The organism is Plantactinospora sp. CA-294935, assembly GCF_050936445.1.
Taxonomy (GTDB): domain Bacteria; phylum Actinomycetota; class Actinomycetes; order Mycobacteriales; family Micromonosporaceae; genus Plantactinospora.
In genome coordinates this window covers 3304478-3318809 of record NZ_JBNJMU010000001.1, presented here as the reverse complement: position 1 = coordinate 3318809, position 14332 = coordinate 3304478, and the positions used below count along the sequence as shown (strand labels likewise).

Annotated in this window: 10 protein-coding genes; 3 read left to right on the top strand and 7 right to left on the bottom strand. The window is 73.1% G+C overall.

Annotated elements, in window-relative coordinates; genetic code table 11:
- Positions 1-25 precede the first annotated feature (25 nt).
- Positions 26-706: an FtsB family cell division protein gene (locus tag ACQEVC_RS14820; protein ID WP_432877372.1), complete on the bottom strand. Its 681-nt coding sequence runs from the start codon at positions 704-706 to the stop codon at positions 26-28.
- 33 nt (positions 707-739) lie between these two features.
- Entirely contained in the window at positions 740-2023 is a 1284-nt protein-coding gene (gene eno, locus ACQEVC_RS14815) for a phosphopyruvate hydratase (protein WP_432877369.1), read from the bottom strand.
- Positions 2024-2258: 235 nt separating this feature from the next.
- Between eno and ACQEVC_RS14810 the strand changes: the two genes are divergently transcribed.
- A complete protein-coding gene (locus ACQEVC_RS14810; protein WP_432877366.1) occupies positions 2259-2975 on the top strand; it encodes a hypothetical protein in 717 nt (238 codons plus the stop codon).
- Between the two features lie 2 nt (positions 2976-2977).
- Here the strand turns inward: ACQEVC_RS14810 and ACQEVC_RS14805 are convergent, their stop codons facing one another.
- Positions 2978-4615, bottom strand: coding sequence for a DUF885 domain-containing protein (locus ACQEVC_RS14805; RefSeq protein ID WP_432877364.1), 1638 nt, complete (start codon positions 4613-4615; stop codon positions 2978-2980).
- Between the two features lie 151 nt (positions 4616-4766).
- On the opposite strand from ACQEVC_RS14805, the gene ACQEVC_RS14800 reads away from it, so the two are divergent.
- Together ACQEVC_RS14800 and ACQEVC_RS14795 are read left to right on the top strand one after the other, a co-directional pair.
- Complete coding sequence (locus tag ACQEVC_RS14800; RefSeq protein WP_432877362.1) at positions 4767-5702, top strand: DMT family transporter; 936 nt, start codon at positions 4767-4769, stop codon at positions 5700-5702.
- Positions 5703-5889: 187 nt separating this feature from the next.
- Entirely contained in the window at positions 5890-7065 is a 1176-nt protein-coding gene (locus tag ACQEVC_RS14795) for a glycoside hydrolase family 3 N-terminal domain-containing protein (RefSeq protein ID WP_432877359.1), read from the top strand.
- A 33-nt stretch (positions 7066-7098) separates the two neighbouring features.
- Here ACQEVC_RS14795 and ACQEVC_RS14790 read toward each other — a convergent pair whose 3' ends face one another.
- From ACQEVC_RS14790 to mfd, 4 genes are all read right to left on the bottom strand, one after another.
- Positions 7099-8460, bottom strand: a complete 1362-nt coding sequence (locus ACQEVC_RS14790) for a glycoside hydrolase family 6 protein (RefSeq protein ID WP_432877356.1) — start codon at positions 8458-8460, stop codon at positions 7099-7101.
- 328 nt (positions 8461-8788) lie between these two features.
- A complete protein-coding gene (locus ACQEVC_RS14785) occupies positions 8789-9793 on the bottom strand; it encodes a nucleoside triphosphate pyrophosphohydrolase (RefSeq protein ID WP_432877353.1) in 1005 nt (334 codons plus the stop codon).
- Between the two features lie 74 nt (positions 9794-9867).
- Positions 9868-10587 (bottom strand): hypothetical protein, encoded by a 720-nt coding sequence (locus ACQEVC_RS14780; RefSeq protein WP_432877350.1) that lies wholly within the window; start codon positions 10585-10587, stop codon positions 9868-9870.
- Between the two features lie 13 nt (positions 10588-10600).
- Positions 10601-14236 (bottom strand): transcription-repair coupling factor, encoded by a 3636-nt coding sequence (gene mfd, locus ACQEVC_RS14775; protein ID WP_432877347.1) that lies wholly within the window; start codon positions 14234-14236, stop codon positions 10601-10603.
- Between the last annotated feature and the right edge of the window lie 96 nt (positions 14237-14332).

The window sequence follows — 14332 nt, the reverse complement described above, 5'->3', positions numbered from 1 at the left end:
GGTACGCCGACCGGGTCGGGACGGCTCACCGGCCGGCCCGGTCCGGCTGCTCGTTGGCGGCCTGCACGCTGGACCAGAGGGTGTCGTACCAGGGCTCCGGGGCCCGTTCGGCCGCCGACGGATCGACTCCGGCGTCCCGGGCGGCACCCTTGTGGTCGGTGAGCACCACCAGCGGCACCTCGCCGGGCAGCACCATGTAGAACCGCTCCCTCGCCTGGATCTTCACGTACTCCGGGTCGTCCCAGAGCGCCGCCTCCTCGGTCAGGTCACCGATGACTTCCCGCTGCGCCTGCTGGGCCGCCTCGATCCGGGCGATGTCGGACTGCTGGTTGAGATAGACCCGCACCGGATAGGTGTAGGCCAGCGCGAGCGCCACCAGCACCCCGGCGAGTACGGTCGCCCGGCCGGTGTAGCGCCGGGGGTGCTGGGCGTACGTCCGCTTCACCGCCCGGGCGGCGACGGTCCGGCGGGCGGCCGCGGGCCGGCTGCCCGAGCGGGAGCCGTCCGCGCCCCGGCCGGTGCCGGCGGCCCGGGTCGAACCGGCGGCCCGGGCGGCTCCGGAGGAGCGTGCCTGGCCCTGTCGCGGCTCGGTCCGGGACCCGGGGTCCCGACCCGCGGCACGACCGGTCCGGGACGTCCCGGACCGGCCACCGCGATCCGGCCGTCGAGCCGGACCCTGCCCGCTCGGCGTACGGCGTTGCGTCATCGCCGTCGCACCCCTCCCCCGAAGGCTGACCCGTCAGTTCGAACGGTAACGCGGAAACGCGCCGGTGCCGGCGTACCGCGCCGCGTCGGCCAGCTCCTCCTCGATCCGCAGTAGCTGGTTGTATTTCGCCACCCGGTCGGAGCGGGCCGGCGCACCGGTCTTGATCTGGCCGCAGCCGGTGGCCACCGCCAGGTCGGCGATGGTGGTGTCCTCGGTCTCGCCGGAACGGTGGCTCATCATGCACTTGAAGCCGGCCCGGTGCGCCATGTCGACCGCCTCGAAGGTCTCGGTCAGCGAACCGATCTGGTTCACCTTGACCAGTACGGCGTTCGCGGTCCGCTCCGCGATGCCCCGGGCGATGCGCTGCGGGTTGGTGACGAAGAGGTCGTCGCCGACGATCTGCACCCGTTCGCCGAGCGAGGCGGTCAGCCCGGCCCAGCCGGACCAGTCGTCCTCGGAGAGCGGGTCCTCGATGGAGACGATCGGGTAGTCGTCGGCCAGCTTCTGGTAGTAGGCGGTCATCTCGTCCGCGGTCTTGGTGCCGCCCTCGAAGGTGTAGACCCCGTCGGAGAAGAACTCGGTGGCGGCCACGTCGAGCGCGAAGACGATGTCGGTGCCGAGCCGGTAGCCGGCCTTCTCGACCGCCTCGGCGATCAGGTCGAGCGCGGTGGAGTTGGTCGGCAGGTCGGGGGCGAAGCCGCCCTCGTCGCCGAGGCCGGTGGCCAGGCCCTTCTTCTTCAGCACCGACTTGAGCGCGTGGTAGACCTCGGCGCCCGAGCGCAGCGCCTCGCGGAACGAGGGCGCGCCGATCGGGGCGATCATGAACTCCTGCACGTCGACGTTGGAGTCGGCGTGCGCGCCACCGTTGAGGATGTTCATCATCGGCACCGGCAGCAGGTGCGCGTGCGGGCCGCCCAGGTAGCGGAAGAGGCTCAGCTCGGCGCTGTTCGCCGCCGCCTTCGCCACCGCCAGCGAGACCCCGAGGATGGCGTTGGCGCCCAGCTCCGACTTGTCGTCGGTGCCGTCGATGTCGAGCATTTTCTGGTCGATCAGCCGCTGCTCGCTGGCCTCGTAGCCGACGAGCTGGTCGACGATCCGGTCCTCGATGTTGGCGACCGCCTTCTCCACGCCCTTGCCGTTGTAGCGGTCCTTGTCGCCGTCGCGCAGCTCGATCGCCTCGAAGGCTCCGGTGGACGCGCCGGACGGCACCGCGGCGCGGGCGACCGTGCCGTCGTCCAGCCCGATCTCGACCTCGACGGTCGGGTTGCCGCGCGAGTCGAGAATCTCCCGGGCGACGATTCCCTCGATGGTGGCCACTGTCCTGCTCCTCAGAGATTGAAGTCTGTCCATCGATAGCCGATGGTGGTCCGTCCCCGTCGCGGCGGTGCGGCGCAGGCTCCCGCAGGCAGCCTATCGGTCGGGCCCGGGGCTCCGGGCGCTGCCTCCGGGCCCGGCCGCCGGGCCGTGGGACCGCCCGACATTTGTGGATTTCTTTCACAGTACGTGGGAACCGGTTTGCGCGCGCTTGACCCGATCGTGAAGGCTGTGGGCCATGCCGGCTGTGTCGATCTCACTCCGGGTACTCGCGGGGGCGATCATTTCCGTACTGACGGTCTCCGGGTGCCAGACCCTGGACGACGCCGGTCGGGTGATCGGGCGGGCAGACCTGGTCAACGACCTGGCCGCCCGGCTGGACCGGTCCAACGAGCTGACCTACTCGGCCGACTATCAGCTCCCCGGCGGCCGGAACGCCTCGATCTCGCAGTCGCAGGACCCGCTGCGCGCGGCGTACACCTATCCGGGCGGCAAGCTGACGGTCACCACGGACGCGACCACGGCCTGCGACACCAGCACGAAGAAGCCCACCTGCACGCTGACCCCGCCCCCGCCGGCCAACGCCAAGCCGTCGGTCACCATCTTCGCGGACATGAACAAGCGCGGCCTGGTCACCCCGCCGGTGGTGGTCGGCCTGCTCACCGCCGCCGCACTCGACCCGGACGCGACGATCCGGCAGTACGACACCACCGTCGCCGGCCGGCACGCCACCTGCGTGGAGGTCGACCAGCTCAGCGACGCCCCGGCGGCCGGCTTCGACGCCTGCATCACCAGCGAGGGCGCACTCGGCAGCTTCACCGGTACGGTCGACGGCACCGAACTCGAGGTGGCGCTGAGCCGCTACCGCGACGCGGTGGAGAGCAGCGCCTTCGAGCTGCCCGCCGGTGCCGGACTGATCGACCGGCGCGCCAAGGCGGGCCAGCCGCCCGCCTGACCTCACGCCAGGTCGTACTCGTCCAGGCCGAGCAGCGCGGGCAGGTGGCGCGGCGACGGGGAGCCGTGCGCCAGCATCGCGTCGTGCCACTGCCGGACCGGCACCCCGTCCGGCCGGCGCGCGGCGATCCCGGCGACCTGGTGGTAGCCGACGAAATAGGTGGAGAGCTGGGTCGAGGTGAGCAGGGCCCGGCGCCACTTGCCGACCGCCTCGCCCTCCTCCTGGAAGCCCCGCCCGGTCATCAACGCCAGCCCGTCGGACTCGGACAGCTCCTCGCAGTGCGTCAACTGGTCGAGGATCGCGTTGATGGTCATCCGGAGCTGCATCTTGAGCTGCTGCAACCGCACCGCCAGTCCGCCGAAGCCGCGCGCGACCATCGCCTCCTCGGCGTAGACCGCCCAGCCCTCGATGAACGGGCCCGAGTGGCCGAGCGCGCGGGCCCGGCTGCTGCCCCGGTAGCGCCGGGCGTGCGCCAGTTGGAGGAAGTGCCCCGGCACCGCCTCGTGCACGGTCAGGTTGCGGATCATGTGGTCGTTGTACTCCCGGAAGAACGACTCCACCCGGGTCGCGGACCAGTCCGCCGGAGTCGGCGCGATGCAGTAGTAGGTCGGCACGGCGGCGGACTCCAGCGGCCCCGGGGCGTCGCAGTAGGCGACCGCGACCCCCCGGTCGTGCTCGGGCATCTCCTTGATCACGCAGGGGTCGTCGACCAGTGACACCAGGTCGGTGTCGGCGACGAAGTCGAGTACCTCGTCCAGGGTGGTCCGGGCCAGCGGCACCACCGAGGAGTTGTCCGGGTGCTCGTCGGCGAGCAGCGCCAGCGCCTGACGTACCGTCTCGTCCGAGGCCGGGCCACCGACCAGCTCGACCGCCGCCGCCCGGATCTCCTCGGTGACCCGCTCCAGATTCGCCCAGGCGGAGTCGAGCACCTGCCGGGCGCCGAGTTCGGTGTCCAGGGTGTGCCAGAGCCGCCCCTCCCAGAGCCGCCGCCCCAACCGGGGGTCCCGCCCCGGCCCGGCGTCGTCGCGCAGCCCGGCGCGGAGCCATTCGGCGAACCCGGTCAGCTCGCGGACCGCCATCCGGGCGACCGGCTCGACCGTGTCGCGCAGGCCGGGCGCCTCGGCCAGCAGGGCCGGCACCTGGCCCCGGACCAGCGCCGCCGTGCCCTCGAACTGGCCGACGGCGGTCTCGGCGTGGATCCGGGGGACGTCGCGGAGCACGGCCCGCGCCGTCGCCAGCGCGTCCGGTACGGCGGCCAGCCGCCCGGCCAGGCTGGTCAGCCGTACGTCGACCGGGGCGAACGGCCGGGCGACCAGCGCGTGCAGCAGCGGCCCCGGGTTGTGCACCAGCGGGTTCCACTCGGCTGACCGCACCTCGGTCAGCTCGAAGATCCCCCGGTCGACCAGGGCGGTGAGTACGGCGTGGTCGACCCGCTCCGGGACGTCCAGCTCCTCGGCGTCCACCTCGGAGAGGGCGTGCGCGGCGTCCCGCAGCATCGCCACCCGCCCGGCCACCGCGTCGGCGGACCGGTCCGGCAACTGGTCGTCGAGACCGTGCTCGCCGACCGTCGAGGCCAGGTCGGGGTCGCTCGCCAGGAGCGCGTCGACGATCCGTTCGGCGAGCGGGACGAATGGTGGCATGGGGCAAACCTAGACGATCAGTTCGCTCCCCGTCGGCCGGCGCTTCGGCCCGACCCGGCGGCCGACCCGGCGGTACGCGGCCCAATGGTCCTGTCATGACGCCTTGGTTTGGCCCTGTCCCATGGACCAATCACGCCCTAGCGTCGGTCCGGTGAAGCTCTCGAACTCGGTCGCGGTGCTGCTCTGCGTCACCGGGATGGTGCTGGTCGGCAGCTCCGTCTCGATCAGTCAACTCGTCCTCGACTATCCACACCTGACCGGCCAGGCGGCCCGGTACGCGCTGGCCGCGGCCGTACTGTTCGCCCTGGTCCGACGCTTTCCGGGACTGCTGGCCGGCGGCACGCCTCCGCCCGGCCGGCCGAATCGGCGGGAGCTGGTGGTGCTGACCACGCTGGCGCTGACCGGGATGGCCGGGTTCAACGCCTGCATCCTGGTCGCACTGCCGCACGCCGATCCGGCTGTGGTGGGCACCTTCATCGGCGCCGCGCCGCTCGGGCTCGCCCTGCTCGGCCCGCTCACCGGTGGCCGCCGCCCGGCGCTCCGGCTGGTCGCGGCGGCCGGGATCGTCGTCGCCGGTACCGCACTGGTGCAGGGCAGCGGTCGGGCGGACGCGACCGGCATCGTCGCCTCGCTCGGGGCGTTCGGCGGCGAGATCGCGTTCTCGCTGCTGGCTGCGGCCGTACTGCCCCGGCTCGGCCCGGTACGCGTCGCGGCGTACGCCTGCGCGCTGGCCGTACCGCTGTTGCTGCTGGCGGCGATCCCGGCGGGTGAGCTGGCCCGGTGGCGGCTGCCCACCCCGACCGAGGCCGCCGCGTTCGGCTACCTGGCGGCGATGATGACCGTGATCGCCTTCCTCGCCTGGTTCACCGGGCTGCGCACCCTCGGGGTGGAACGGGCCGGGGTACTGGTCGGGGTGATGCCGATCGCCACCCTGCTCACCGCGGCGGTCCAGGCCGGTCGACCGCCGCACCTCGGGCAGACCGCCGGGGTGCTGGTGGCGGCGGTCGGCATCGCCGTCGGGCTGAGCGCGGGCCGCCGTCGCCGCGCCCGGACCCCGGCGGAGACCGTCGCCGTCCGGGCCGGCTAGCTAGCAGGGGCCGCTGCCGACGCTCGGCGCATCGGCGCCCGGCGCACCGGTCCGCCTCCTCGGCCCGGGCCGGAGCCGGTGGATCCGGACGACCGAAGCCCCGCGCCGCGCGGTGACCCGCCCGGACCTCGCACCGCTGCTCGCATTGTGCCGCGCGGCCCTGGTCACCGACCGTAGCCTGGATCAGGTGAACGATCCCCGCCTCAGCCGCCGGCTGCTGCTCACCGGCCTCGGCTCGGCCGCGCTGGCGGCGGGTACCTCCGGATGCGGCTCGGGCCCGACGCCGGCCCGGCTCGCTCCCACCCCGTCCCGGCCGCCCGGTCCGGCCCGGCGCGACGAGGCGGCGCTACGGCGCAAGATCGCAAGCCTGCTGGTGGTCGGCTTCCGGGGCCAGCAGGCGACCGAGGCCGAGTGGATCGTCACGGCGATCCGGGAGGGGCTCGGCGGCGTCATCCTCTTCGACCGTGACCTGAAGACCGACGCCGTCCGCAACATCAGCTCACCCGGTCAGGTGACCGCACTGGTGAAGGCCCTGAAACAGGCGTCACCCGGCCGGCTGCTCGTCTCGATCGACCAGGAGGGCGGTCGGGTCGCCCGGCTCAACCCCGACAACGGTTTCCCGGCCACCCGGTCGGAGGCCGAGATCGGCCGGGCGGACTCGATCCCGACCACCCGGGCCTGGGCGGAAGGGCTCGTGCACAGCCTCACCTCGATCGGCGTCAACCTCAACTACGCGCCAGTGGTCGACCTGAACCTGCGCCCGGACAGTCCCGCCGTCGGCAAGCTCGAACGGAGCTTCTCCGCCAACCCGGACGTGGTGGTCCGGAACGCGGCCGAGGAGGTCCGGGTGCACCGGGCCGCCGGGGTACGCACGTCGCTCAAGCACTTTCCCGGGCTGGGCAGCGCGACCGGGAACACCGACTTCGCCGTCGTCGACGTCACCGACTCGTGGCGGGAAGTTGAACTCGAACCGTTCCAGAAGCTGCTCGCCAAGGGCGCCGCCGACTCGGTACTGGTCGGGCACGTACTCAACCGGAAGCTCGACCCGGACCGGCCGGCCTCGCTGTCCCGGGCGGTCGTCACCGACCTGCTGCGCGGCCGGCTCGGCTGGCGCGGCCCGGTGGTCAGCGACGACATGCAGGCCGTGGCGATCACCAGCCGGTTCGGGCTGGACGAGGCGGTCGCGCTGGCCCTGGAGGCCGGCGTCGACCTGCTGGTCTTCGGCAACCAGCAGGAGTACGACCCGAACATCGTCGGCCAGACCCTCGACACCGTCGTCCGGCTGGTCCGCTCCGGGCGCCTCACCGAGCAGCGGATCGACCAGTCGGTGGCCCGGGTCGACACGCTGCGCCCGAAACGCTGACCCCGGTCGCCGCGCTATCCCGGTAACCGCCTGTCACAGCGGCGGCCAGGCATTGGCCAGCAACTGCCGGAAGTGCGCCGGGAACCACTCCGTGATCGGCGGAGCGCCCGGCAGCGCTCCGGTGCTGCGGTAGGAGCCGCCCGGCAGGTTGTAGTCGGGATCGCACATCGGCTCGTACGGCTGGCCCCACGCCCGGTCGACATCGGCACCGTCGGACTCACCGGGCGGTTTGACCCACACGTACGCGTCGATGCCCGGCTCCGGGGCGGCGGCCGGCCGCTCGCCGAGGCCGGAGCCCGCCTGGTTGCACCAGTTCGTGATGTACGCCCGCCGGTCGATCCGGCTTCGGTCGACGTACTCGTTCAGGTCGCCGGTGGTCGCCGCCGGGCCGGTGGGCCGGGCCGGGCCGCCCCAGCCGTTGCGCGAGGTGTCGACCAGCAGACTCGCCTGCGCGGCGAAGCCCTCCTCGGCCAGCAGATCCCGCATGTGTCGCGCGTATGGCACCTCGTCGACGAACGGGTTCCAGTCGACCCACCTCGACTGGTGCACCGGCTGGCCGTTGACGACGGTGTCGGCGCGGAAGTACTCCTCGTGCAGCACGGAGTAGTTCGCGGTGTTGGCGACGAAGCCGTGCACGTTCGCCAGCGTGCTGCCCGCGGTGGTCGCGGCCTGGCGCAGCAGTGCCGCCACCGGGCCGGAGTTGTCCGGCCAGCCGAGTTCGCCGTGGTGGCTGATGTCCAGGTACGGGTAGACGTGGGGCAGGGCGCCGAGCCGGGCCAGGGCGTACCCGATCCCGTCCAGGTAGATGCCCCGGTCCCGCACCCTGTCGCAGGCCCAGGTGGCGGTGTGCCGAGGGCTCGTGTTCACGACCAGGTTGGGCAGCGAGTTCGGCTCGACGAAGGCGACGATCCGCAGGCCGGCGTAGCGGGTGTCGGCGAGGATCTCGACGATCGGATCGATGAACTCCGTCCGGTACCGGTCGAGTTGATCGATCGAGAGTTCGCCCTGCGGGGTCGGCCGGCCGCAGTCGCGGGACGGCAGGTTGTAGAGGGTCACCTGTACGAGGTCGGCCCGCTGCGCCACGGCGGCGTCCAGATGGTGGCGCAGGCCCATCGCCCCGTCCGTTCCCTCGATCGCGGCGATCCGGTCCAGCCAGATGGCGGTCGGCTGGTCGGCGACCGCGTCGCCACCGGGCTCGGCGGCGGCCCGGGCGGACCACTCGGGATTCACGTACACCCGGGCCCCGGCGTACGGATTGGCCACCCGGTGCGGCGGATCGGCCGCGCCGGCCGGACCGGCGCTGCCGAGCGCCCCCGCGAGGAGGACCGGTACGGCAAGGGCGGCGAGGGCCGTGCGGCCCCGGGCGGGTACGCGTCCGGAACGGGGCATGGTCATGACGCTGGCTCCTCAGAACCGGGTCGGCGCCGGGTACGGCCCGCTACGGGCGGCCCGGACCGGTTCCGGCCGGGCGGCACCGTGACCGACAGGACCCGCCAACCATTTATATATTTCAATCCATCATGCCATCCCCTGCACCGTCCGCGCACGCTTAAGGAAAGGTGCCGACACAGCGTGGAGCGAGACGGGCCCGAGGTGGCCCGGCCGGCACCGCACCGGGTCCGAGCCGATCAGATCACTGCCTGGCGGGCTGGTTCTCCGGCGGGCGTCTCGACGGCGCGGCGCTCGGTCCGCACCCGGAACGTCGATCGGCACCGCCCCGGCGTCAGGACGGCGGGACGGAATTTCGTTCGGCCGCGCGGACCGTGGCCGCGTAGTCCAGGGTTGCCTGGCGCAGCGCGGCCTCGGCGTCCAGCCCCGCCGTCCGGGCCCGGGCCACCGTCTCCAGCAGGCTCGCGCCCAGCCGGACCGTCTCGTCCGCCTCGGCGGCGGGCTCCGGCGGCGGCAGGTCGAGTCCGGCCCGGTCGACCCGGTGCAGCACCTTCGCCGCCAGCGCCAGCGCCGGCTGGGAGAGCGCGACCCCGTCCAGCACCGAAGCCCGAGGCTTCTCGGCCCGCTTGATCCGCTCCCAGTTCTCGATGATCTCGTCGATGCCGCCGACCTCGGTGTCGGCGAAGACGTGCGGGTTGCGCCGGACCATCTTCGCCACCAGGCCACCGGCCACGTCGTCGATCGACCAGCGCTCGTCCTCGGGCAGGTTCTCCGCCAGCCGGGCGTGCAGCACCACCTGCAACAGCACGTCTCCCAGCTCCTCGCGGAGCGCGACGAGATCGTTCGCCGCGATGGCGTCGTACGCCTCGTAGCACTCCTCTAGCAGATACTGCGCCAGGGAGGCGTGGGTCTGCGCCCGCTTCCACGGGTCGCCGCCGGGCGAGGCGAGCCGGTCCATCACCGCGACCGCGTCGAGCAGCCGGGCACCGGGCGGATCCCAGGAGCCGTACATCAGCTCCAGCTCGGCCAGCCCGGGTTGGCGGGCCAGTCGCAGCCCCAGCTCCCGGGCCAGGTCCTCGTCGCCGGCCGGGCCGGCCAGCCAGACCGCCGTACCGTGCGCGGCGACCGTGGCCAGCAGGTCCGGCACCGGAGTCCCGGTGACCGTCACCTCGGCACCGGCCGCGCGTACCGCCGTGGCCAGCTCGCTCTCCGCGCCGGCCAACACCGGGAAGCCGCGTACGACGTCCCAGGCGGGCGCGGTCAGCAGCCCGGCCGGCAGCCGGGGCGAGGTGACCAGCAGCACGATCCGACCAGCCGGACCGGGCGGTGCGCCGGTCATCGGTTGGTGGGACTGGTCGACGGCGGGGTCATCTGCGGCAGGGCCGGTGGCGCGGGCGGTGGGTCGGGCGCCGCTCAGCGGGCGTCGACCACGGTGTCGGCGCCGGACTGGCCGATCGGCACGACCAGCGCCGGGCTGCTGTCCGAGAAGGTCAGCACCGGGTATTCCAGCGGCCGGTAGCGCGGGTTGACCGTGACGTCGGAGCTTTCCAGCGCCTCGGTCAGGGTGTTCCGCATCGCCAGCGCGCGCCGCAGCACGTCACCGTCGAGCTGCTGCCCGGCCTCGCCGTCCTTGGCGTCCGGCGGGATCACCCCGGCGGCCCGGCCCCGGGCCACCACGTCCAGCAGCTCCTCCTGGGTCGGGGTGACCGGCTGGCTCACCGGAATGCCGGCCCGGCAGGCGTCCAGCTCGGAGAAGAGCCGCGCGTAGCGCGAGTCCGCCGGCAGGCCGGTCGCCCGGGCGACCTCCTCGATCGGGGCCTGCTCCGACGGCTTGAAGCCCTTGTCAGCAGCGAGCTTGAGGCAGACCTCCCGCATCACCAGGGTGCCGACCACCTGGGCCCGGGTCGGCGCCTTCAGCTCGGGGGCGTCCGGCGCGGGCGTGGCGCTCGGCGCGTGCCCACCCGGCGGCACCTTGCTCCGGACGTCGTCGAGCACCGAGGTCACCTCGTCCTCGGTGATCTTCTTGTCCCCGAGGTAGACGGCGACGCTGGAGTCGGACCGACAGGCGGACAGGACGGTGGTGCCGAGAACGGCAATGACCGCTATCGAAGCCAGACGACGGGCACGCTGCATGCTCGACACTCTCTCACGCAGCGCTTCCCGAGGCCGGCACGGGGTCACCCAGCACGTCCTTGAGCAGTTGGGCGCACCAGTCCAGCAGCGCCTGGTCGCGCAGCGGCTCGCCGCCGATCCGCCGGGTCGTCGGGCGCGGCACGCTCACCTGGTCGGTCGCCGACTTGTAGACCGCGTCCGGGTGATAGCGCTTGAGCCGGAGCTGCTTCGAGTCCGGCAGCGGCAGCGGGGAGAACCGCAGGTGCCGGCCCTGGGCCGAGACGTCGGTGAGCCCGTACGCCCGGGCCAGCAGCCGGAACCGGGCCACCGCCACCAGGTTGGCGACCTGCTCGGGCGGCTCGCCGTACCGGTCGGTCATCTCGGCCACCACCTCGGTCAGCCGGCCGGCGTCCCGGGCCTCGGCGAGCTTGCGGTACATCTCCAGGCGCAGTCGTTCCACCCCGATGTAGTCGTGCGGCAGGTGCGCGTCGACCGGCAGGTCGATCTTGATGTCGACCTCCTCCTCCGGCGCCTCTCCCTTGAACGCCTGCACCGCCTCACCGACCATCCGGACATAGAGGTCGAAGCCGACCCCCTCGATGTGCCCGGACTGCTCGCCGCCGAGCAGGTTGCCGGCGCCCCGGATCTCCAGGTCCTTCATTGCCACGTACATCCCGGCGCCCAGCTCGGTGTGCTGGGCGATGGTGGCCAGCCGCTCGTGCGCGTGCTCGGTCAGCGGCTTCTCCGGGGGGTAGAGGAAATAGGCGTACGCCCGCTCCCGGCCCCGGCCCACCCGGCCCCGGATCTGGTGCAACTGGGCCAGCCCGAGCAGGTCGGCCCGCTCCACGATCAGGGTGTTGGCGTTCGGGATGTCGATGCCGGACTCCACGATCGTGGTGCAGACCAGGACGTCGTACTCCTTCTCCCAGAAGCCGACCATGACCTTCTCCAGGGCGTCCTCGCCCATCTGGCCGTGCGCCACCGCGACCCGGGCCTCCGGCACCAGCTCCCGGATCCGCCGGGCCGCCCGGTCGATCGACTCCACCCGGTTGTGCAGGTAGAAGACCTGGCCGTCGCGGAGCAGCTCGCGGTGGATCGCCGCCGCCACCTGCTTGTCGTCGTACGCCCCGACGAAGGTCAACACCGGGTGCCGCTCCTCCGGCGGGGTGGCGATGGTCGACATCTCCCGGATGCCGGTGATCGCCATCTCCAGGGTCCGCGGGATCGGCGTCGCCGACATGGTCAACACGTCCACCGCGGTACGCAGCGTCTTCAGGTGCTCCTTGTGCTCCACCCCGAAGCGCTGCTCCTCGTCCACCACCACCATGCCGAGAGACTTGAACCGGGTCGCCGACTGGAGCAGCCGGTGCGTGCCGATCACGATGTCCGCGCTGCCGTCGGCGGCGGCCTCCAGGGTCCGCTCGGCCTCCTTCGGCGTCTGGAACCGGGAGAGCTGCCGGATCTGCACCGGGAACTGCCCCATCCGCTCGGCGAAGGTGTTGTAGTGCTGTTGCGCCAGCAGCGTGGTCGGGACCAGCACCGCCACCTGCTTGCCGTCCTGCACCGCCTTGAAGGCGGCCCGGACCGCGATCTCGGTCTTGCCGTACCCGACGTCGCCGCAGATCAGCCGGTCCATCGGGATCGACTGCTCCATGTCCCGCTTGACCTCCTCGATCGCCGCGAGCTGGTCCGGCGTCTCGGTGTACGGGAAGGCGTCCTCCAACTCCCGCTGCCACGGGCTGTCCGGGGCGAAGGCGTGCCCCTTGGACGCCTTGCGGGCGGCGTAGAGCTGGACGAGCTGGGCGGCGATCTCCCGGACCGCCTTGCGGGCCCGCGCCTTGGCCTTCTGCCACTCGGCGCCGCCCATCTTGTGCAGGGTGGGCGCCTCGCCGCCGACGTACCGGGAGAGCTGGTCGAGCTGGTCGGTGGGGACGAAGAGCCGGTCACCGGGCTGGCCGCGCTTGCTGGCCGCGTACTCGATGACCAGGTATTCCCGGTCGGCGCCGTTGACGGTGCGCTGGACCAGCTCGACGTACCGGCCGATGCCGTGCTGCTCGTGCACGACGTAGTCGCCGGCCCGCAGCTCCAGCGGGTCGATGGTGTTGCGCCGCCGGCTCGGCATCTTGCGCATGTCCCGGGTCGACGAGCCCCGGCCGCCGGTGATGTCGTTGCCGGTCACCACCGCGACCTGGGACGCGGCGTCCAGGAAGCCGTGGTTGAGCGAGCCGCAGGTGACGATCAGCTCACCGGCGGCCGGCGGGGTCGGCACGCTCTCGGTCAGCGCGGCGCCGAGCCCGGCGTCCCGGAGCACCTCGACGGCGCGCTGCGCCGGCCCGTGCCCCTCGAAAACCAGCGCCACCCCCCAGCCGTCGCCGACCCAGCGCTTCAGGTCGTCGACCACCCGGGCCGTCTCGCCGTGGTAGAGCGTTACCGGCTGGGCAGCCAGGGCCAGCGACTCGCCGGTGTCCGGCACCACCGTCACCTCGGGCTCCGGCTCCACCGCCCACGGCTCGGCCGTGGCCGCCCGGCCGGGAACCGCCTCAACCAGACCGAACGGCGATGCCGACCACCAGGGCTGGCCGAGGGCGGCGGCGGTGGCGCGTACCTCCGCCAGGGTCTTGAAGGCGGCGGCGCCGAGGTCCACCGGGGCCTGGCCCCCGACGGCGGCTGCGGCCCAGCTCGCCTCCAGGAACTCCGCCGAGGTACGCACCAGGTCGTGCGCCCGGGTCCGGATCCGCTCCGGGTCGCAGAGCAGTACGTGGCTGCCGGCCGGCATGCAGTGCAGCAGAAGTTCGAGGGAGTCCGCGCCGATCAGCGCCGGGGCGAGCGACTCCATCCCCTCGACCGGGATCCCCTCGGCCAGCTTGTCCAGGATCTCGGCCAGCTCCGGGTGCTGTTCGGCCAGCTCGGCGGCCCGCTGCCGGACCGGCTCGGTGAGCAGCAGTTCCCGGCAGGGTGGCGCCCAGAGCGCCGGTACCGCCTCGATGGTCCGCTGGTCGGCGACGGCGAAGGTGCGGATCTCCTCCACCTCGTCGCCCCAGAACTCGACCCGGGACGGGTGCTCGTCGGTGGGCGGGAAGACGTCCAGGATGCCGCCCCGCACGGCGTACTCCCCGCGCTTGGTGACCAGGTCCACCCGGGCGTACGCCAGGTCGGTGAGCCGGCGGGCGGTCTCCTCCAGCCCGGCCTCGGCCCCGGCGGCGAGCCGGACCGGCTCCAGGTCGCCCAGCCCCTTGAACTGCGGCTGCAACACCGAGCGGACCGGGGCGACGACCACCCGGACCGGGCCGGCGTGCTCGGCGAGGTCGGGGTGGGCCAACCGGCGCAGCACGCCGAGCCGCCGGCCGACGGTGTCGGAGCGGGGCGAGAGCCGCTCGTGCGGCAGGGTTTCCCAGGCCGGGTAGACCACGACCTGCTCCGGCGGCAGCAGGCTGCCCAGCGCGCCGGCCAGGTCGTCGGCCTCCCGGGTGGTGGCGGTGACGGCGAGCACCGGGCGCCCGGCGCCGCCCGCCTCCTCGTCCGCGGCCACGGCGGCGACCAGGAAGGGCCGCAGCGCGGGCGGGGCGGTGAGGTCGAGCCCGTCGGCGTCCGCGCCGCCGGTGCGGGCCAACGAGCGGGCCCGGGCCAGCGCGGGATCGCGGAGCGCGGCGGTGAGCAGACCGGTGAGCACGCAGATCACAACCTTGCAGATGGGCACGCGGAAAGTGCCCCACGCCCGATCCGGGCGGGGGGTGCGGGGTGAGGCAGGACCCGGGGCGCTGCCGTG